This is a genomic window from Nostoc sp. UCD121 (assembly GCF_014222285.1).
Lineage (GTDB): Bacteria > Cyanobacteriota > Cyanobacteriia > Cyanobacteriales > Nostocaceae > Nostoc.
Map to the genome: position 1 here is coordinate 41,937 of NZ_JACKZS010000020.1, position 20,946 is coordinate 62,882.

The following is a 20,946-nucleotide window of genomic DNA, read 5'->3' on the forward strand; positions in this document are numbered from 1 at the left end:
TACGCTTCATACCTTCGGGAACGCCAGAGGCGAACGCAATGACGACTCATTATCTTAGTAGATTTTTTTGCATTGGGATGCTCCCAATTTGTATATTTCAAAAAATGATTAATCATTTCTGTGAGACTGCTTGACAAGCAAATAGTAATCTTGTCATAAAATCAATCAGATGAATTCATAAAATCAGAACTTTTTTCATCCAGTATTTAAAAATTTTACCTGTTAATTTGAATTTGAACAGATAGTTAATTTAGTGGAATATTTGAGCTGGCAATGATTACAAAATAGCAAATATTCTATGTTTAAATTACTTAAATACGCTGGTATTTTTATCATTACAGCCTGTTTGCTATTTGCTTGTCAGAGGGCACCAATCGAATTCAAACGCCCTCCCTTGAAAATACCATCTGGATATTTTGTTGGGGAGTATCCAGCCATCATTGCCCAAGAGAAAGGATTCTTCAAAGCCCAAGGGGTAGATGTGGAACTAATTCTTCATAAACGATACATCCAATTGGAACAAGGAAATTTCAGTGCGGGTAAGTATGATGGTGCTATGTATTCTTTGGGAAGTTTTATCATCTTGAGCGCCACAAATCCAGATATACAATGCGTGATGGTTGTAGATGAATCAACAGGAGCAGATGTAGTAGTCGCCCAATCACAAATTAAAACCGTTGCTGACTTGAAAGCGAAAAAGCTGGGTGCAAATCTAGGCGGTTTTAGCGAAGTTTTCGTAACTGAGATGTTGAAAACTGCCAACTTAACCAGCGATGATGTGAACTTAGTTAAGTCAGAGGCTTCAGAAGTTCCTCAACGTCTGAAAAATAATACTATTCAAGCCGGACACACTTGGGAACCCCATCTTTCTGAAGCGAGAAAATTAGGGGAACATATCCTATTTAGCAGCAAAGAAACCCCTGGCTTGATTTTAGATATGATTGTCTTTCGCGGTGAGATAATCCGCGATCGCCCTGAAGATGTTCGTGCATTCGTGCGAGGATGGCTGCAAGCAGTAAACTACTGGAAAGCAAATGTTCAGGAAGGAAACGCTATCATCAGCAAAGTCTTAAAAATTCCTAGCAATACAATCTCTCTGGAGGGAGTAAACCTAATTGATTTAGGTGAAAATCAAAAATTATTGCAATCTAGCAGCCCTAACTCCATCTACAAAACTGCCAAGATATATACAGACTTTTTTATTCGCTCTGGAAACGTCACGCGCATTCCTGAGCTAAAAACTTTGTTCAATTCTTCATTCTTGAAGCCTCCCTCCTAGTTTAAAGCCATGAAGCAATCTCTTTTGGGCGGCATCCGTACAAAGTTGATCACTTCGTTTCTGATTGTTGCTTTGATTCCGTTGCTGTTATTGTCATTTATCAACAAACAGACAACTGAAAAAGCACTAACTGACAACGCGAAACAAGCCCTATCTGCGGCGGCTAAGGAAACTGCTAACAGAATAGATGCCTTTATTGATGGAAATCTCAATGCCGTTCGTGTAGAGGCGATTTTACCAGGTTTGGCACGCTACCTCAGCCTAACTCCAAAACAGCGAGATCACAGTCCCGAAATGAAATTGGCGACAGAAACATTAATCCGTCTCAGTCGCAAAGATATGCTCAACATTATCTCATACTCTTTGCTCGACTTAAACGGGAAAAATGTATTGGATACATATACAACACCGAATATTGGCAAAGATGAATCAGTTGAAGATTATTTTAAAAAACCGCTAGAAACTGGGTTATCTTTTGTTTCTAGCATGAAGCGATCGCCGACAATTCCTGACCTTATTACCCTGTTTTTTAGCAGTCCAGTTCGCAATGCCAAGGGAGATATATTGGGTGTATTGCGTGTTTCATACAATGCGACTGTTGTTCAGCAGTTAGTAACTAGAGAAACTGAACGGGCTGGGGCAAAATCCTTTGCTATTCTTTTAGATGAACATAATATTTATCTGGCACATAGCACTACATCAGAACTGGTTTTTAAATCAATTGTCCCTCTGCCTGCCGATGTTGTAAATCAACTGCAACGTGAAGGACGTTTGCCTAATTATCCTGTCAAAGAATTGGCAACTAATGAGTCAAAACTTAAGCAAGCATTGGATAATAAACAGTCGGATTTAATTACATCTTTGTCAGCAACAGGTAATCAGGTTAATCTGATTGCGATCGCTCGTTTAAAATATAAACCTTGGTCTGTGTTGTTCGCGCAACCCCTTGCTGTTGCCCTAGCACCTGTGGAAAAGCAAATTCGTGACGCAATGTTTCTATTTGCAATTATCGCTTCAGTAGTGACAATCATTGCTTTTGCCATTGGGCAAGTGCTAACAAAGCCAATAATTTCCCTTACCAATATAGTTTTCCAGTTTACCGCAGGTAACTTAGATATCCGCGCCAAAATTAGCTCAAAAGACGAAATAGGTCAACTGGCAAAATCGTTTAACAATATGGCACTTCAGTTACAAACATCTTTTGAAACTCTAGAACAACGGGTACAGGAGAGAACAGCAGAGTTACTAATTGCTAAAGAAAAAGCAGAAGATGCAAATCAGAAACTAGAACAACTGGTAAATCTAGATGGTTTGACTCAGGTGGCTAACCGTCGCTGCTTTGATGGACGACTGCAAGCAGAATGGAAACGCCTTGCACGAGAACAACAACCCCTATCACTGATTTTATTGGATGTTGATAAATTCAAATCTTACAACGACTACTATGGGCATCTTGGAGGCGATAATTGTCTAATCAGAATAGCGCAAACAGTGCAACAGATAGTTCATCGTCCTGCTGATCTAGTAGCGCGTTACGGAGGAGAAGAATTTTCGGTACTACTCCCCAATACTGACTTAGTAGGAGCGATCAAAGTAGCAGAAAGTATTCAACAAGCAATTCACGAGCAGGCCATTCCTCATGCAAACTCTGATATCAAGGATATCGTCACACTTAGTTTGGGTATTAGTTCTGTAATACCCACTTTGGACATCAAGCCAGATACACTCATCGCTTCAGCCGATAAAGCCCTGTACAATGCCAAACAAAAGGGGCGCGATCGCTATTGTACATTTGGCTGATTTACTTCCATTGATACCCAGTGTTAGCAGGTTCTAGCAGCGATCGCTCCACGTGTGGTTATTGAAATCAAAGATTTTTGACGCGTTGGCGCAGCCCAACCTAGGCATCGCTGTATACAAAAACTCTATTCTTTTTGATGATGAAACCGAATTCCTAGAAAGATGTCGTAAACAAACTCAAAAAAGTCCTTTTTCTGCAACAATCCTGAAGTTTGATAACACCCTTTTTCATCTAACAGGGGCTTCATGACATAGTATGCAGGTTGATAATTATACCAAGGAATAGAAGGCCACAAATGATGAATTAAGTGGTAATTCTGTCCCATAATCAGAATATTGAGAACTTGGTTCGGGTAGACGCGAGCATTTTTCCAGCGACCGCGCTCCGCAAAGGGACGATGGGGTAAATAGTCGAAAAATAATCCTAGTGCTATCCCCACTACAAAAGCTGGTATAAACCAAAAATTCAGAATGTAACCCAAAAAGTGGTATTGCACTGATATATAAACAATTATACCGACAATTAAGCGACTGATGAACCATTCCAATAGCTCATATTTCCGCCACAGTCGCCGTTGAAAGAAAAATACCTCGTGATACAAAAACCGCACTGCAATCAGCCACAGTGGGCCACCCGTAGAGACATAATGATCTGGGTCGTCTTCGGGATGGTTGACATGGCCATGATGCTGTAAATGCACCCGCGTAAACACTGGAAAAGCAAAAGCTAGCATCAACGCACTGCCATGTCCTAACATCGCATTCATCACCCGGTTACGATGAGCAGATTGGTGACAAGCGTCGTGAATAACCGTCCCAGCACAATGCAACGCAATAGTGTTAACGCTAAAGCAGAGCCAGTGGGGCCATTCCCACAGCCAGTAACCAAAGTTAGATAACACCAGCATTGCTACAGCTACCAAAAACAGCAATAGCGTGGGATTAAAATCACCAGGAGGCGCTAAAAATTCCTTTGGCGGGATTGTCAGTGGCTTTCGTGCCTCCGATGCGATCATTTCTAACATTGACTCCTTCTTTATCAAACATTACGAATATACGATAAATATTACTGAAGAATAAAGTTTTGTAACCTTTTGTATAGCAATATTTATGCACAGCTTTGCATATCAGTAGATGAATAACGCTATGATTCCAGACAAGAACTTAATCTTTACTGATAAGTGGGGTATGGCAATTGGCAAAAAGTTGATGGGATAAACTCTTTCGTTGGGAGGATGGATACAAGATTGATGTACTATATCTAGTCTATCCCACAGCCCTCACTCTCCCATAAAACCTCTCTAACTGCTTATATCTATTGATATAGCAGTAACTGAAAAGGAGATGCAACTTAAGTTACGATGACTTCCCAGATAGCTCCCTCACTTCAGCCCCTATGCAATTAAGAGATTCTCTGCGCCGGACAAAAATTGTCGCTACTATCGGCCCCGCCACTAGCAGTCCTGAAATGCTCAAGGCGATTATTGAAGCGGGAGCCACGACGCTGCGGCTAAACTTCTCCCACGGAACTCATGCCGACCATCAGCGTAGTATTCGCTTAATTCGGCAAACCGCTTTTGAATTAAATCAGCCAGTGGCCATTCTCCAAGACTTGCAGGGCCCAAAAATTCGCTTGGGGAAGTTTGACAACGGGTCTATAGTTTTGGCAAAAGGCGATCGCTTCACCTTGACAAACCGTCCGGTGGTAGGCACGCAGGAAATTAGCTGCGTCACCTACGATTATTTAGCCGAAGAAGTCCCCGTTGGTGCAAAAATCCTCCTCGATGATGGACGAGTAGAAATGGTCGTGGAGGAGATTAACCGAGAAAAAGGTGATTTGCATTGTCGCATCACCGTGCCTGGTAAACTTTCTAACAATAAAGGTGTAAACTTTCCCGGCGTTTACCTGTCAATTAAGGCAATGACCGACAAAGACCGAGAGGATCTGATGTTTGGTCTAGATCAAGGTGTAGATTGGGTGGCACTTTCCTTTGTCCGCAATCCGCAGGACATGATCGAAATTAAAGAACTAATTTCCAGCACGGGCAAACAAGTGCCAGTGGTTGCCAAAATTGAAAAACATGAAGCCATTGAACAAATGGAGGCAGTTCTGGCTTTATGTGATGGCGTGATGGTTGCCAGAGGCGACTTAGGCGTAGAATTGCCAGCAGAAGATGTTCCAGTACTCCAAAAGCGGCTAATTGCTACGGCAAATCGTTTGGGGATTCCCATCATCACTGCCACCCAGATGTTAGACAGCATGGTGAGCAATCCTCGTCCTACTCGCGCGGAAGTGTCAGATGTGGCAAACGCGATTTTAGACGGCACAGACGCGGTGATGCTCTCCAACGAAACTGCTGTGGGTAGCTTCCCTGTAGAAGCAGTAGCGACAATGGCGCGGATTGCCGAGCGGATGGAGCAAGAAGAAGCCCAACACTTAAACTTGCGTTCCGTGAGAGATGCTAGGCGCTCCATTCCTAATGCGATTAGTCAAGCTGTAGGTCAAATTGCCGAACAACTAGGTGCAGCGGCAATTATGACCCTAACGCAAACTGGGGCAACTGCTCGCAATGTCTCTAAATTCCGTCCCAATACACCGATTTTGGCTGTTACCCCCCATGTGAATGTAGCGCGGCAGCTACAAATGGTGTGGGGAGTAAAACCGCTATTGGTGCTAGGATTACCTTCCACTGGTCAGACATTCCAAGCTGCGATTAATGTGGCTCAGGAGTTGAAGTTACTCTCTGAGGGTGATTTAGTAGTGATGACTGCTGGCACACTCCAGGGAATTTCTGGCTCCACAGATTTGATTAAGGTTGAGGTGGTGACAGCGGTACTAGGTCATGGAATTGGATTAGGACAAGGTTTAGTGAGTGGTCGCGCACGGGTAGCTAATACTGGCATGGATGTTAGTAACTTTAATCCTGGAGACATATTAGTTGCACCGCGCACTAGTGCTGATTTTGTTGAGGCTATTAGGAAATCTGCCGGGATTATTACGGAAGAGGAAAGTCTCACAAGTCACGCGGCGGTGATTGGCTTACGTCTCGGTGTACCAGTGATTGTTGGCGTGAAGCAGGCAACGCAAGTGATTCGAGATGGAGCGATTATAACGCTGGATCTGCAACGGGGTTTGATTTACTCTGGGGCACTGAGAACGCCTTAGAAGTGGGGAATGGGGAAGAAGCAGGGGGGCAGGGAGCAGAGGGCAAGGGAGAGAAGAATTAATAACCAATAACCCAATGCCCAATGCCCCATGCCCAATCCCTTTATCAAACAGTTGCGATCGCAACTCCAAGCCATCCAGCAAAGTTTTTTTGCTGTGTGGAGTCAGGATGATCAACAGGTTTTACGTGATATCGAGTAGGATGTGGTGACGCGAGGGTAATGGAATAAGTACGCAGTTCGTCTTGGTGGAAAACTGTGATTTGGATGGTATCGTTTGCTTGGTAATCTTTCAGGCGATCGCTTAAACTACTCGCCGTTACCTTAATCCCGTCAATTGCTAACAACTCATCACCTGCATCAATTCCCCCTATTTGTGCAGGTGAATCAGTTTCCACAAACTTAATCATCTCCCGCCCATTCTCTGTATTTATTCTCACACCCAGGTAAGGTTCTTCCTGCTGTTCAGCTACCAACTGCAAACCAAAGGGTTCTAAATACTGATTGAAAGGTAAATCATCAGTACTATCAATGTAGCGTTTAAAGAAATCAGTCAAATCGATTCCGGCGACAGATTCTATAACTTCCTGCAACTGTTCTGGAGTATAGCCAATTTCATCTTTCCCAAACAGCTGCCACATTTTCAGCATCACGTCATTGAGGGAACGCTGATTGTCGTGAGTGGAGCGAATCTGTAAATCAAGCAACAACGATACCATTTCTCCCTTTAAATAGTAGGAAATTTGGGAATTACCGCTATTTGCATCGGGGCGATAAAGTTTTATCCAGGCATCAAAACTCGACTCGGAAACGGGTTGCACCTTGCGCCCTGGTGTCATTTCATATCTGGTAATTTCTTTGCTCAAATTATTCAAATATGATTTAACATCATAAATTCCCGCCCGCAAAGGAATTAACAAATCATAGTAACTAGTAGTACCTTCACAAAACCATAATGATGATGTGTAGTTTTCCTGGTCATAATCAAAAACCTCTAATGCTTTTGGGCGAATTCGTTTGACATTCCACAAGTGAAAGAACTCGTGTGCAACTAATTGCATAAAGCGATCGTATTTTTCCTGAGCGCGAAACCCAAAACGCTGGTAAATTAAGGAGCAAGAGTTTTTATGCTCCAAACCGCCAAAAGCTTGGCTAAATAAATGTAGCAGAAACACATATCGTTCATAAGGCAAACCGCCGAACATCTGCGCTTCTACTTCAATAATTTTTTGGATATCAGCAATCAATTGCTGAACTTGGTAATTACCTTTCCCCCAAATAGCCAGTTCATGGGGTTTTCCCAAGACCTCAAATTTATAAAATTGATGGCTACCAATCTCAAAGGGAGTATCCACCAAAGTATCAAAATCGCTAGCCAAGAAAGTATTTGTTTCCTCACCTACGGGAGGTAGAGCAGTTGTTACCTGCCATTCTGGGTATGGTGGTACGATGGTAACGCGAATGGGTTGCTTATCCCAGCCCGGTAATCTAAAAAATAGTGCTGCACCATTGAAATAACCGTGGGTAGCATCCAAGTGATTTGTCCGTACCGATAGCTCATTGGCAAAAATGCGGTAACGTACAGTTAATTCTGAAACACCTGTTTTGTCTACCTGCCAGTGATTTTTACTGATTTTCCGCCAAGGTAAAGGCTTATCCTCTGCAAAAGCTACAAAATCCTGTAAATTCTTGGCATATTCTCGAACTAAGTAGGAACCGGGTGTCCATACCGGCAATTTTAAATCGAGAATCGGCGAGGGGTAATCGACAATGCGTAAAGTCACCTCAAACAGATGGGTTTCTGGTTGAGGCATTGCTACTAGGTAATGAATTGTCGGGCCAGTTTCCTGGATATATGCGTTGGGACGAGTTGCTGTTGCTTCAGTCATCTTGGTGCTGAGTTAATAATCGATAGGTAATTTCTCTCATGATGACAAATTTGCATGTTAAGTTTCGCGTTTTATTGGCTGCGGTAGTTAAAACCTAGTTTATTTCTCACTTTGCAGGCGATCGCCTGCTGCCAAAGCAATCTTTGCAACTTCCAAAATATTTGTATTAATTTTCACTGGTTGCGTTGGTGGGATTTGCAAGGTAATTTATTGTTGACTGGTGAGGAAAGAGCCGAACAGGAAAGACAAAGAGCCCATCGCCTAACTACCCAATTGCGATCGCTCGGTGTTGAAGCGGAAGTTTGAGTATTTGGTTTAAGGGTGCGATCGCTCTAATGTTACTGGAGGCGATCGCACCAATTTTTGATTTGCCTGGGGAACGTAAACAAGTAATAGACTAGTTACATAGAGGCGCGAAATTTCGCGTCTCTATTATTTGGGGAAATAGTAGGATTGAAATACGCTAGTAAAAAAGTCCCATTTGCTGATGTAGTAAAACCAAGCATTACTAATAACTAAGTGAACAAACAAGTGTTAATACTAAGGAATAAGCGCTGTGACAGATTTGAGTAACTACAACCCAGAATTAGCTGATGAAGAAGACAATGATGAAGAACAAGAAGAAAAAGTTACATTTCAGTATGACCCTGAGAAAATCAATATTGTTACAAGGGAGCCAACTATTGAGCAATTACTCAGAAGAATTAACGAAGATGCCCTTGATTTAGCACCTGAATTTCAACGACAAGCAAATATATGGACTCTAGAAGCAAAAGGTAAATTAATTGAATCTATTCTAATTAGAATTCCATTGCCTGCTTTTTATATTGATGCTACAAATGAAGATGAATGGGTAGTTGTAGATGGCTTACAAAGATTGTCTGCACTCAAACATTTTGTTATTGATAAAAGTCTTAAACTAGTTGGATTAGAATACCTGAAAGAGCTTAATAATAAAACCTATGAAGAATTAGAGCGCAGATATCAACGTCGGATATTAGAAACTCAAGTTACAGTATATTTAATTGAAAAAGGCACACCTTTGGAAGTTAAGTATAATATCTTCAAACGTATCAATACAGGAGGTGTACGTCTTTCAAATCAGGAACTACGACATGCTTTGAATCCTGGGCAAGCTACAAAACTTTTGGCTAATCTAGCTTCTTTACCAGAGTTTAAACGTGTTGTTAATCTTACCCCAGATAAAAAAAAGAGAATGGATGATAGAGAGTTTGTTCTAGGATTTATTGCTTTTTATTTAATTTCTTATAAAGAGTATCAAGATGAAACTAGAGATTCTTTTTTAAGTAAAGCTTTATTTAAGGTAAATAGTCTTTGTCAGGAAGAAATACAAAGTTTAGAAGAAATGTTTAAAAAATCAATGAGTGCAGCATTTGATATTTTTAATAATAACGCTTTTCGTAAAATCTCTAAGAAAAATAAAAGAAAATTTCCACTCAATAAATCTTTGTTTGAAGTTTGGTCTGTGAATCTTGCAAAGCTCGATATTCAAAATATTGAAATATTAAAAGAGAGAAAAAAAGAACTAATAGATACTTTTGTTAAATATGTAGACAACGATACAGAATTTCTAGTATCAATATCTCAAGCAGCAAACAAAATAGAGCATAGATTTGAAACAGTTGAAAAAATCATCCAAGAAGTATTATTATGATTAATTCTCTAAGATTGACCAATTACAAAGCGTTTGAAAATCAGTTAATTGAATTTAAGCCACTAACTTTACTTTCTGGTCTAAATAGTACGGGAAAATCTTCTGTACTACAATCGCTACTTTTGCTGCGCCAATCTTATCAACAAGAATTATTGCCAAATGTCGGTTTAGCATTGAATGGTGAATTAGTACGCATTGGTACTGCTCAAGATGCATTTTGTGAAAGAGCCAAAGAGGATTATCTTGGTTTCGAGATTATTTGGAATGATAAAAAAAAAGGGATTTGGCGTTTTAGCTATGACCCAATTAAGACAGGTGCAGATGTTTTAAATAATTTAGATTCTAAATTACCAATTGAGAATGTCTATAAATTAAGTCCTTTCAATAGAAGATTTCACTATTTACAGGCTGAACGTCTCGGGCCACGAACATCTTATGATATGTCAGATTATCAAGCAAGGCGACTAGGACAGTTAGGTAGTAAGGGTGAATATACTGCACATTTTTTAGCAATTAATCAAGATAAAGATGTTCTTCAAACTAAACTAAGACATCCGATGGCAAAATCTAACGCCCTTAGTAGCCAGGTTGAAGGATGGATGAGAGAAGTTAGTCCTGGTACAAGGATTAAAATTAACTCAAATTCAGATATCGGTTTGATGAGTTTACAATATTTTTATGGGGATAGTAACCCCTATCGGACTACTAATGTCGGATTTGGAATTAGTTACACATTACCGATTATCGTAGCAGTTTTATCATCTTCTCCGGGTACACTAATTATAATTGAAAATCCAGAGGCACATCTACATCCTAAAGGGCAAGTCAAGATGGGTGAATTATTATCGCTTGCAGCTAGTTGTGGAATTCAAATAGTAATAGAAACTCATAGTGATCATGTTTTAAATGGTATTCGTCTTGCTGTTCATGGGGGAAAAATTAAGCCGTATGATGTTCAGCTACATTATTTTCAGCGACAAGAAAAAGAAGGACAACCTGTTACAGAAGTAGTATCTCCACATATTGATCGCAATGGAAGAATTGATAAATGGCCTGATGGTTTCTTCGATGAATGGGAAAAAAGTTTAGATGTTTTACTTGAGCCTGCGGGAGAGTAAAAGGTGGATTTTGACTTAATATTAAATGAGTTATCTTTGCGAAATCCGGCTCCGAATGAACAAGTAGCACAGCAAAGAATGTCTGAGCTAATTAAGACCATAAAGGCAGTCAAAGCTCAAGGGGTAAAGGTAAGCCTCCGCACTAAAGAAGATTTCCATACAATAATACTTGCACCTAACTATCCTCTTCGTCACTGGCTTAATGACGCGGATCAAGTTGAACGACTTTTTATCAAAACTCTTGCAACTAAAGCACCTTTCTCAACTAATATAGCAAATTCCGAAATCCAAGAGATTGAAAACAATGTTAGCTTGTCTGAATTTCGTCCTCCCTTCTACGGCATTTATGAAGTGAATAAAGCCAGCGTAGAAGTTTATGAATTAATTGGGGGACAATATCAGTTATTAACAGCAAACGAACGCGGACATTATCCCATACATCCTTTAGGAGTTGAGTTAGGGATTTGGCAGGGACAATATTACAATATGGAATTACCTTGGCTACGTTGGTGGGATTTGCAAGGTAATTTGTTGTTGACTGGTGAGGAAAGAGCCGATCGCCTAACTGCTCAATTGCGATCGCTAGGTATCGAACCAGAAGCCTAGATTTTTGGATGAAGTGGCCCCAAATTTGAAATTTCATAGCCAGTGGGATAGCTGGGGATAGGAGAGTCAATATAAAAATTAGGGTGATTCCGAGGTGGGAATAAGCGGATTAATCTGGCTCGAATTTTTAGTAGACTTACCATACCCGATCGCAGCAATGGCGAAGGATAGGGAAAACCAAAGGCATCGAGCATGGTGTCATCAAGTAAAGCGTAGATACCTGGTTTGATAGCAGAACCCATCCACGAAGGAAACCAACTTAAAAATAAATCGCGTGTAGCTTCCCCAACTCGACGATTTGTATCTGAATAACGGAAGTTTTGGCGTTCGTAGTCAAGGTTATAGCGCTCGAATTCTTCGTAGGTTTCAGGGATATTCTGAATCTGCATTTGCTTACCTACTTCTCGCCAGAAGTAAAAAGACGCTAATTTTTCTTGTTCGCACATCAGCCGCCAGCCAAACTGCACATTCCAGCGGATAGGCTCGAAAATGAAAGTTGAAAGTACATACAAGAAATCACCGTTGTCAATCTTGAAGCGTCCGTGGAGTGCATTCATGCGTTGCAGGGCTTCTTTGCCACGGGTGCTATCATAGCCCCACTTAATCATCTCTCCAACAATTATTGACGTATCATCGTAGCGTTTTTGCGGACAATGGGTAAATTCTCCTGTCTGATTCAGCAATTTAGAAATACTAGGAACGCAATAAGTTCGCATCAAAGCAACTTCGAGCGATCGCGTCATATCCCAAGGAAACTCATAACCATTCATTAAATGATAAATCCGGCAATGATCTTCCACTGGATCAAGTTGTTGAATTAGGTGAAGATTTTTATAGCGATTGAGAAGCATCTGAAATTGCTCTGTATTCAACTCAGTTATTTATTCACATCCAACAACCGCGAAGTTTCTAAACGACTCATCCACTTCTCTAAATAAACTCGATTACCTTTTTCCTCATTTGGATCTTTAGTATCCAAAGGATAAGGCATCAGTCCCAAAATCGTTGCTGTTGTCACGCAAAACATCGATTTTTGGAAACTCATACAAATTTGTACCCGCAAATCATCTTCACCCCGAAGACTGCGACGATAAATTTCGTGCAAATACTCTGGAAGATAATGACGCATATCTTGCATCAACAATGTGGGAGGAATACCTGCGCCGCCAATGGGTAAAGGATCGGCATATAATGCGCCATACTGAAATCGCGTTTGATCTGGGGGGATTTGATAACCTTGGGCGTTGTATGAAACTGTACCGTGGAAAGGAGTTCCCCGGAAGAATACTGCTTCTACATAAGGTATTGCTGTATCTGCTAAGAAGGTCAAACCAACGCTTTTAGGAATGATTTCATAGACTTCACCCCGAATTTTGACGGCGTATGTAATTGGGTTTGATGCATTTGCCACCAACCCTGCCTTAATATGTTCTACAACTTCGGAAATCGATTTTATTTTGCCTTGATCGTAGAGGTCTGATAAGCTGAGGAAAATATCAGCCATGACTCGCCAAAATTGACCTAAACCCGTGTAGTAAGCAGAGACACGCAATTGTTCTGTTAAGAAATCTGGAAACAGTTGGTTAATACCCGAAATTAAGGGATTATTTTTAAATTTTGCGGAAATAACGACTTGCGCTCTTTCTTTAAATTCTGTTGTATCTAAATAGGTATCTAGTCCGCCACCACCGTGCCACATCATAGCTTTCATACAATATTCGGCATACTCAAAATTAATTCGATTATGCCACCAGTGGCGGAGTAATTTCTCAACAGAAACTTCTCCATTAAAGTATTTAAAAAATGGGAAAAATATTAAAAACTGATGCTCGGCAATATAGTTAAGATTTTTTGAGTAGGCATCTAAAACTACACCATAGCTTTTAAGAATACCAACTACTTCTAATACATTTTCTGGACTATTGGGGAGTAATGCTTCTCCTTTTTGCAGCCGTTCAATATACTCAGCCAAGGGGTTGTGAGCCGCTTTCTTTTTAATAGTTACCATTGCTATCTCTCCAAAAACTTTAGGAATTAGGGCATTGGGCATTGGGCATTGAAAAGAGGCAGAGGGACAGAGTGCAGGGGGCAGAGGGGAAAAGTTTTCTCCCTTTCCCCCTGCTTCTTACCTATTCCCCATTCCCCATTCCCTACTCCCTAATCCTTAGCCCCCATTGCTTTCTCCAAGGACACTGCTACTACTACATTTTGGCTATTCACCATTGCTGTAATTGTTGGTTCAGTCCAGCGTGCTAACCAAGCGGGTTGAATGCCAAAAATCACAATCAGGACAGCTAAAATTGCAGCTGGGGCGCGATCGCTCCAATACACACGTGGTAAGTTAGTAACTTGTGCAGACAAGCGGCCAAAAAAGGCGCGGTCAAGGAGTATTAGGAAGTAAACCGCAGTTAAGCCAGTACCAAGCATTGATAGTAGAGTTTGCACTGGAAAAACAGGGAAACTGCCCCTAAAAATGATGAATTCGGAAATAAACCCTACCATTCCTGGTATCCCAGCACTGGCCATCACTCCCAAAACCATTAAGCTACCAATTACAGGCATACCCCGTTCTGGGTTCAGCAATCCTTGGATAACATCTAAATCTCGGCTTCCGGCTTTTTTATACACAACTCCTACCAACAAAAACAGCATGGCGGAAATTAAGCCGTGGCTAATCATCTGCATTACAGCACCTAACACGCTTAATGGTGTAGCCGCCGCCGTCGCTAACAGCACATAGCCCATGTGTCCAATGGAACTGTATGCTACCATTTTTTTCATATCGGTTTGAGCGATCGCGCAGGATGCACCATACAATACACTCACCACTGCCCAAGTCGCTAACCAAGGAGCTAAATAAGCCCAAGCTTCTGGTAACAAGTTCATACCAAACCGCAGTAAGCCGTAAGTTCCCAACTTCAACAACACCCCAGCCAACAACACGGAAATTGGTGTGGAAGCTTCAACGTGAGCATCTGGCAACCAAGTATGAAAGGGAACTAAGGGAATTTTAATCCCGAAACCGATCAAAATCCCTGCTAGCAATAAAAGCTGTGTCGCTAGAGGTAGAGTCGTAGGGTTTAATGTTGCTAGTGCAAAGCTAGAGGAACCACTCAGCCAAACCATGCCGAGGAAACTTGCCAAAATCAAGATTCCTGAAACGGCGGTATAAATAAGAAATTTTGTAGCCGCATAACCCCGCTTTTCTCCACCCCAAATAGCTATCAACAGATATAGCGGAATTAATTCTAATTCGTAAAACAGGAAAAATAATAGTAAATCCTGTGCCAGAAATGCTCCAGTCACCCCAGCGCTCAATAATAGTATCAAAGAGTAATAAAATTTCGGGCGCTGTAGAGATTCATCGCTACTGTAGATGGCAATAGAAGTTAGCAGTCCATTCAAAACCAGCAGTGGCAAAGATAAACCATCAATTCCTAGGTTATAGTTTAAGCCTAAGACATCTATCCAAGGTACAGATTCAGCAAACTGTTGAGTGATTTCCCCTGGATGGAACTGAATTGCTAGTACGATTGTCCACAAGAAAGCAATAATGGCAAAGACCAAAGCCACCCCACGGGCAAATTTCCCATTGATACCAGAAGGCGAGAAACCAATTAAAGCTGCACCGATTAACGGCACTAGAATTAAAACACTAAGCATAAGCAGATATGGAATTGGGAATGGGGAATGGGGAATGGGGAATGGGAAAAAAATCTTACCCAATCACAAATGACCAATGACAATATCTTTAAAAAGGCAATTTATCTAGTAAACCCGATGACCAGCCGATGAAGAAAACCAGGACGCTGACAACTGCAAGGATGGTCAACATATAGCCCTGAGATTGCCCAGAAATGCTGTATTTTAAAGTTTGTCCGCCAAAAATTGTCGCAAACCCAACTAAGTTTACTAGACCATCGACTAAATAGCGATCGCTCCAAGCAGAAATTCTAGATAGCAGTGCGACTGCACTTACCACAGTTACGCGATAAACTCGGTCAATATAAAAATCATAACCTAATAAGTCTTGTACAAATCTCCATGCCAAAAATCTCGATCTTGACCAAGCTTTGTGCAGATAAACTGTAGAACCTATAACTACTCCCAGCACAGTTGAAGCAAACAACGCTAATGCTACATACCAATTAATACTTTCCCAATCTGGCAGTAAGTACCATTGCTGTAACATCAAAGGTAAAAGTAAAGTCAAGATTGTGAGAGTCACCATCGGGAAGGCCATTTGCCAACCAACTTCTGGCGTGCGTCGGGTCTTTTGTTGCGGTTTTCCCCAGAAGACTAATCTGAATACTCTAGTTAAGTTCAATGCTGTCAAGCCATTGACCAATAATAAAACCCCAATCACCCAAGGGCTAATATTCACGAAACCGTCCGCCCATCCCAGCATTGCCCAGAAGCTTCCCAATGGTAGAAGCGTTACCATCCCCGCCGAACCAACAATAAAGGCGGTGGTGGTAGCTGGCATCCGTGACCAGAGTCCGCCCATTTCTGTTAAGTCTTGGCTTTGGGTAGTTAAGATGACTGAACCGGAACTCATAAATAATAATGCTTTAGCGATCGCATGAGTTAACAGCAACATCAGTGCTACACCCCCTTGCTGTAACCCCACCGCTAAAAACACTAACCCCATGTATGCACTGGTGGAATGAGATAGCGATCGCTTAATGTCAATTTGAGCTATAGATACTAATGTCGCTCCAATTGCCGTTACTGTACCCATGATTACCAAGGCATTCAAGGCAACTGGCGACAGTGCTAACAATGGTTGAAATTTATACAATAAATAAGCGCCACCAGCGACTACCAGCGAGTTTCGCATTACCGAAGCAGGATTGGGCCCTTCCATCGCCTCATCTAACCACAGGTGCAATGGAAATTGGGCACATTTCCCAGCCGGCCCAGCAATTAACGCCAACCCCAGCAATGTTGATGTGACTGGGCTTAAATTAGCTGTTTGCGCCCACTCATATAAATCCGAAAAGTTCAAACTACCGGCTAAGTTGGAAAGTGTCACCGTAGCCATCAGCAGCAACAAGTCTCCTACCCGTTTAGTCCAAAACGCATCTCGCGCCGCCGTCACTACTAGCGGTTGAGCATACCAGAATCCCACTAGCAAGTAAGTCGAAAGTGTCAGAACTTCCAAAAGGGCATAGCTGAGAAACAAAGAATCGCTCATTGCTAGACCACTCAACGCTGCTTCAAAAAATCCTAGCAACGCAAAAAAACGCGCCAGCGACCAGTCTTTTTCCATGTAACCCAGAGCGTAAACTTGTGCCAGTAAGCTTAAACCTGTAATTAAAACTGTTGCTCCAATACTGACTGCTGAGAGTTCCAAGGTAAAAGATAAGTCTAAATCAGCAGCTTTAAACCATGATACCAGCAACTTTTCTGGTTCTCTATCCCAGATATTTTTAAATACAAATAGGCTATGGACAAAAGCCACAACAGTTGTCAACAAGTTTATGTATGCCGCAGGTCTTGGCCCTGTTCGCTGAATTATTCCTATTCCCCAAGGCAACGTCAAAATCGCACCTAGTAAGCTATATAAAGGCACAAACCAACTTGTTGAAAATAGAAATTGATCCATTTAAATTTACCTTTATGACTCAGCCTTTATTTTAAAAAATCTTTCAGACAATTATTTATTTAAAAAAATAAATTTAGTAAAATATCAACATTTTTTTACTATTGTTTAAACTCAATTATCCAAAGTATTTTTACTTTGCTTTCCCCTACTAAACTTTGATAAAATATAACTTTACATACGCAAAAGCATTTACTTGCCTTAACCTTACCTCTGTTTTTACAATAGTATTTCTACTTTGAGCAGAGTAATTTATACGATATATTTGAAAAGATTATATACTTTTCACCTAGTCGTTGTACATCCAGTAAAATTCGAGGAAAGATAGATACAGTAAAAGATACAGCCGCCGCTCTCCCCTCACCAGATAGAATTAGCCTTGGTTATGAATATCGTTTTGTAAATGTGATAAAGAAATTATAAAGCATAAGTGGCTGCTCAAGTAATTCAGTAAACTTTAATTACTCAAAAGCCTAGATAAATATTTGTTAAGTTTTTTAAAACTTTCTTATCATAAACTATTATAGTAATTTATATTGCCAGGAACGCCAAGCTTTCCTATGCTTAATTTGGAAGTGTTTTCTTAGCTATAAGATCAGGCTCTCCCCGTCAAAAAATTCAAACGACAGTACAGATTGCATTAATTTTGTAGGAGTTCTGCGATGCCAATTGCAGTTGGAATGATTGAAACGAAAGGCTTTCCAGCAGTTGTAGAAGCTGCTGATGCGATGGTGAAAGCCGCCCGTGTCACCTTAGTAGGGTATGAAAAAATTGGTAGCGCTCGCGTCACCGTGATAGTTCGGGGAGATGTATCGGAAGTGCAAGCTTCTGTAGCTGCTGGGGTTGAAGCCGCGAAAAGAGTCTTTGGTGGTGAAGTTTTATCCACTCACATCATTGCTCGTCCTCACGAGAACCTGGAATACGTCTTGCCGATTCGTTACACAGAAGCTGTGGAACAGTTCCGTACCTAAAAGCTGTTTAAAAAAAGTAATTAACGCTCTTTGCTTTTTTGAGCATCACTTTTGTCGAAAGCTAAAAACTTTAAATAGGGATTAAAACTAATGTCAATTGCAGTGGGAATGGTTGAAACGCTGGGCTTTCCAGCAGTAGTGGAAGCTGCTGATGCGATGGTGAAAGCTGCTCGTGTGACTCTAGTCGGCTATGAAAAAATCGGCAGTGGTCGAGTTACAGTAATTGTCCGGGGTGACGTTTCGGAAGTTCAAGCTTCCGTAGCCGCAGGTGTTGAATCAGTGAAGCGAGTCAATGGTGGACAAGTGCTGTCTACTCACATCATTGCTCGTCCTCACGAGAACTTGGAATATGTCCTACCAATTCGTTATACAGAAGACGTAGAGCAATTCCGGGAAAATGTGAACGCAATTCGTCCTTTTGGTAGAAGACCGTAATTTTTAATGCAAGTCGCCAAAGTTCGCGGCACAGTAGTTAGCACCCAAAAAGATCCAAGTCTCAGAGGTGTGAAACTACTGTTGTTACAATTTGTAGATGAAGACGGAAACATCCTCCCACAATATGAGGTAGCAGCAGATAGTGTGGGAGCAGGTGTAGATGAGTGGGTACTTGTCAGTCGTGGCAGTGTTGCTCGTCAAGTTATTGGCAACGAACAGCGACCACTAGATGCAGTGGTAGTGGCGATCATAGATACAATTTATGTTGAAGATCGCATGATTTACAGCAAAAAAGATCAATATCGATAGTCATTGGTCATTAGTCATTGGTCATTAGTCATTTGTCATTAGAAAAGGACAAATGACAAAGGACAAATGACAAAGGACAAATGACAATATAGGAGGAATCTCGCAATGGCAGTCCGCAGCACGGCAGCACCCCCAACTCCGTGGTCAAGGAATTTAGCTGAACCCAAAATCCATCAAACTGCTTTTGTACATTCATTCGCCAATCTGATTGGGGATGTAAGAATAGGTGCAAATGTAATCGTTGCTCCGGGGACTACGATTAGAGCGGATGAAGGCACACCTTTTTATCTTGGTGAAAACACTAATATTCAAGATGGTGTGGTCATTCATGGGTTAGAGCAAGGTCGAGTAATTGGCGATGACCAAGAGAAATACTCGGTATGGGTAGGTAAAAATGCTTGCATTACCCACATGGCTCTAATTCACGGGCCAGCTTATGTAGGCGATAATTCCTTCATTGGCTTTCGCTCTACAGTGTTTAATGCCAGGGTAGGTGCAGGTTGCATCGTGATGATGCACGCTTTGATTCAAGACGTAGAAATTCCCGCAGGTAAATATGTACCTTCGGGAGCAGTAATTACTAGCCAACAGCAAGCTGACCGCTTGCCAGATGTGCAAGATCAAGATAAGGAATTTGCTCATCATGTGGTTGGGATTAATCAGGCGCTACGAGCTGGTTATCTTTGTGCTGCGGATAGCAAATGTATAGCACCCATTCGGGATGAGAACGCTAAATCTTATACAGGTAATGGTATTACTGTTTTAGAGTTGGAAAGGAGTAGTGAAGTGGCGAGCAATAGCTTGGGTGCAGAAACAATAGAGCAGTTGCGCTATCTATTGGAACAAGGGTATAAGATTGGTACAGAACACGTTGACCAGAGACGGTTCCGCACGGGTTCTTGGACTAGTTGCCAACCAATCGAACCGAGATCCATCGGTGAAGCGATCGCAGCATTAGAAAGCTGTGTAAGTGACCATAGCGGCGAGTATGTCCGCCTGTTTGGTATTGATAAAGATAGACGACGTGTGTTAGAGAGCATCATCCAACGGCCGGATGGTGATTTTAAACCAGCTACCAATTTTAAGGCTCCGGCTAGTAGTCATAGCAATGGCAGCTACAGCAGTAATGGGAATGGGAACGGCTCTAGCAGTGGCAAAGTCAATGGCGAAACTGTAGAGCAAATCCGCCAACTATTGGCAGGTGGTTACAAAATTGGCATGGAACACGTAGACGAGCGCCGTTTCCGTACTGGTTCCTGGACTAGCTGCAAGCCAATTGAAGCAACTTCCATAAATCAAGTAATTTCTGGCTTGGAAGAATGTATAGAAAGCCATCAAGGTGAGTATGTGCGTTTAATAGGCATTGATACCAAAGCCAAACGGCGGGTATTAGAAGCGATTATCCAACGTCCAAATGGTCAAGTAGCCTCCTCTGGTAGTCAGAAATCATCATTTACTAGCAGAGGAAGTTCTGGAAGTGCTACGGCAACAGCTACAAGTAACCGTTTGAGTACTGAAGTTGTAGACCAACTCCGGCAATTATTGGCTGGTGGGTATAAGATTAGCCTTGAACACGTAGACGAACGACGGTTCCGTACAGGTTCTTGGACTAGCACAGGTCAAATTCAAGCCTCCTCCGAAAGAGAAGCGATCGCAGCTATAGAAGGACACCTTGGCGAATACCAAGGGGAATATGTGCGCTTAATTGGTATTGACCCCAAAGCCAAGCGTCGGGTATTAGAAACGATTATCCAACGTCCGAATGGTCAAGTAGCCTCCTCTGGCAGTCAGAAATCATTTACTAACAGTGCGCCTTCTGCAACAGCAACAGCAACAGCAACAGCAACAGCTACCAGTACCCGCTTGAGTAGTGAAGTTGTAGACCAACTCCGGCAATTATTGGCTGGCGGCTCTAAAATTAGCCTTGAACACGTAGACCAACGACGGTTCCGTACAGGTTCTTGGACTAGTACCGGTCAGATTCAAGCTTCCTCAGAAAGAGAAGCGATCGCAGCCGTAGAAGGACACCTTGGCGAATACCAAGGGGAATATGTGCGCTTAATTGGTATTGACCCCAAAGCCAAGCGTCGGGTA

At 41.7% G+C, this 20,946-nt stretch carries 16 protein-coding genes and 2 pseudogenes; 12 read left to right on the forward strand and 6 right to left on the reverse strand.

The genetic code is table 11. From position 1 onward, the window contains the following. Positions 1 to 298: 298 nt before the first annotated feature. Entirely contained in the window at positions 299 to 1,279 is a 981-nt protein-coding gene (locus tag GNF10_RS06965) for an ABC transporter substrate-binding protein (RefSeq protein WP_185585339.1), read from the forward strand. Between the two features lie 9 nt (positions 1,280 to 1,288). Further along, positions 1,289 to 3,079, forward strand: a complete 1,791-nt coding sequence (locus tag GNF10_RS06970) for a diguanylate cyclase (protein ID WP_185585340.1) — start codon at positions 1,289 to 1,291, stop codon at positions 3,077 to 3,079. Positions 3,080 to 3,204: 125 nt separating this feature from the next. Here the strand turns inward: GNF10_RS06970 and crtR are convergent, their stop codons facing one another. Next, positions 3,205 to 4,095: a beta-carotene hydroxylase gene (gene crtR, locus GNF10_RS06975; RefSeq protein ID WP_185585344.1), complete on the reverse strand. Its 891-nt coding sequence runs from the start codon at positions 4,093 to 4,095 to the stop codon at positions 3,205 to 3,207. Positions 4,096 to 4,475: 380 nt separating this feature from the next. Between crtR and pyk the strand changes: the two genes are divergently transcribed. Continuing rightward, entirely contained in the window at positions 4,476 to 6,245 is a 1,770-nt protein-coding gene (gene pyk, locus GNF10_RS06980) for a pyruvate kinase (RefSeq protein WP_185585341.1), read from the forward strand. Positions 6,246 to 6,351: 106 nt separating this feature from the next. On the opposite strand, the gene GNF10_RS06985 is transcribed toward pyk, so the two are convergent. Beyond that, the gene (locus tag GNF10_RS06985) at positions 6,352 to 8,133 is read right to left on the reverse strand and encodes a M61 family metallopeptidase (RefSeq protein WP_185585342.1); all 1,782 of its coding nucleotides are present in this window, start codon (positions 8,131 to 8,133) and stop codon (positions 6,352 to 6,354) included. A gap of 177 nt (positions 8,134 to 8,310) precedes the next feature. On the opposite strand from GNF10_RS06985, the pseudogene GNF10_RS06990 reads away from it, so the two are divergent. From GNF10_RS06990 to GNF10_RS38400, 4 genes and pseudogenes are all read left to right on the forward strand, one after another. Continuing rightward, positions 8,311 to 8,439: pseudogene (locus GNF10_RS06990) on the forward strand (Uma2 family endonuclease); the annotation flags it as partial. A gap of 250 nt (positions 8,440 to 8,689) precedes the next feature. Beyond that, a complete protein-coding gene (locus GNF10_RS06995) occupies positions 8,690 to 9,808 on the forward strand; it encodes a DUF262 domain-containing protein (protein ID WP_185607132.1) in 1,119 nt (372 codons plus the stop codon). Continuing rightward, positions 9,805 to 10,926 carry a DUF3696 domain-containing protein gene (locus GNF10_RS07000; protein ID WP_185592715.1) on the forward strand — a complete coding sequence of 374 codons (1,122 nt, stop codon included), beginning with the start codon at positions 9,805 to 9,807 and terminating at the stop codon, positions 10,924 to 10,926. Before GNF10_RS06995 ends, GNF10_RS07000 begins: the two co-directional genes overlap by 4 nt. 3 nt (positions 10,927 to 10,929) lie before the next feature. After that, a complete protein-coding gene (locus GNF10_RS38400) occupies positions 10,930 to 11,532 on the forward strand; it encodes a hypothetical protein (RefSeq protein WP_311774119.1) in 603 nt (200 codons plus the stop codon). Here the strand turns inward: GNF10_RS38400 and GNF10_RS07010 are convergent. From GNF10_RS07010 to GNF10_RS07025, 4 genes are all read right to left on the reverse strand, one after another. Then, on the reverse strand, positions 11,529 to 12,404 hold the full coding sequence (locus GNF10_RS07010) for an oxygenase MpaB family protein (protein ID WP_260446115.1): 876 nt from the start codon (positions 12,402 to 12,404) through the stop codon (positions 11,529 to 11,531). The genes GNF10_RS38400 and GNF10_RS07010 overlap by 4 nt on opposite strands. 5 nt (positions 12,405 to 12,409) lie before the next feature. Next, positions 12,410 to 13,540: a CO2 hydration protein gene (locus GNF10_RS07015; protein WP_185580919.1), complete on the reverse strand. Its 1,131-nt coding sequence runs from the start codon at positions 13,538 to 13,540 to the stop codon at positions 12,410 to 12,412. 149 nt (positions 13,541 to 13,689) lie between these two features. Then, positions 13,690 to 15,195, reverse strand: a complete 1,506-nt coding sequence (locus GNF10_RS07020; protein ID WP_185580920.1) for an NADH-quinone oxidoreductase subunit M — start codon at positions 15,193 to 15,195, stop codon at positions 13,690 to 13,692. An 88-nt stretch (positions 15,196 to 15,283) separates the two neighbouring features. Beyond that, positions 15,284 to 17,140 carry an NAD(P)H-quinone oxidoreductase subunit F gene (locus tag GNF10_RS07025; protein WP_185580921.1) on the reverse strand — a complete coding sequence of 619 codons (1,857 nt, stop codon included), beginning with the start codon at positions 17,138 to 17,140 and terminating at the stop codon, positions 15,284 to 15,286. Between the two features lie 659 nt (positions 17,141 to 17,799). Between GNF10_RS07025 and GNF10_RS07030 the strand changes: the two genes are divergently transcribed. The 5 genes and pseudogenes from GNF10_RS07030 to GNF10_RS38405 all read left to right on the forward strand — a co-directional run. Then, entirely contained in the window at positions 17,800 to 18,108 is a 309-nt protein-coding gene (locus GNF10_RS07030) for a carbon dioxide-concentrating mechanism protein CcmK (protein ID WP_012410633.1), read from the forward strand. 90 nt (positions 18,109 to 18,198) lie between these two features. Then, entirely contained in the window at positions 18,199 to 18,543 is a 345-nt protein-coding gene (locus GNF10_RS07035) for a carbon dioxide-concentrating mechanism protein CcmK (protein ID WP_010995041.1), read from the forward strand. Positions 18,544 to 18,549: 6 nt separating this feature from the next. Then, on the forward strand, positions 18,550 to 18,852 hold the full coding sequence (locus GNF10_RS07040) for a EutN/CcmL family microcompartment protein (protein ID WP_012410634.1): 303 nt from the start codon (positions 18,550 to 18,552) through the stop codon (positions 18,850 to 18,852). 105 nt (positions 18,853 to 18,957) lie between these two features. Next, positions 18,958 to 20,613, forward strand: a pseudogene (locus tag GNF10_RS07045) (ribulose bisphosphate carboxylase small subunit); the annotation flags it as partial. Between the two features lie 102 nt (positions 20,614 to 20,715). Next, the coding region (locus GNF10_RS38405) for a ribulose bisphosphate carboxylase small subunit (RefSeq protein ID WP_260446283.1) at positions 20,716 to 20,946 on the forward strand (231 nt) is incomplete at its 3' end.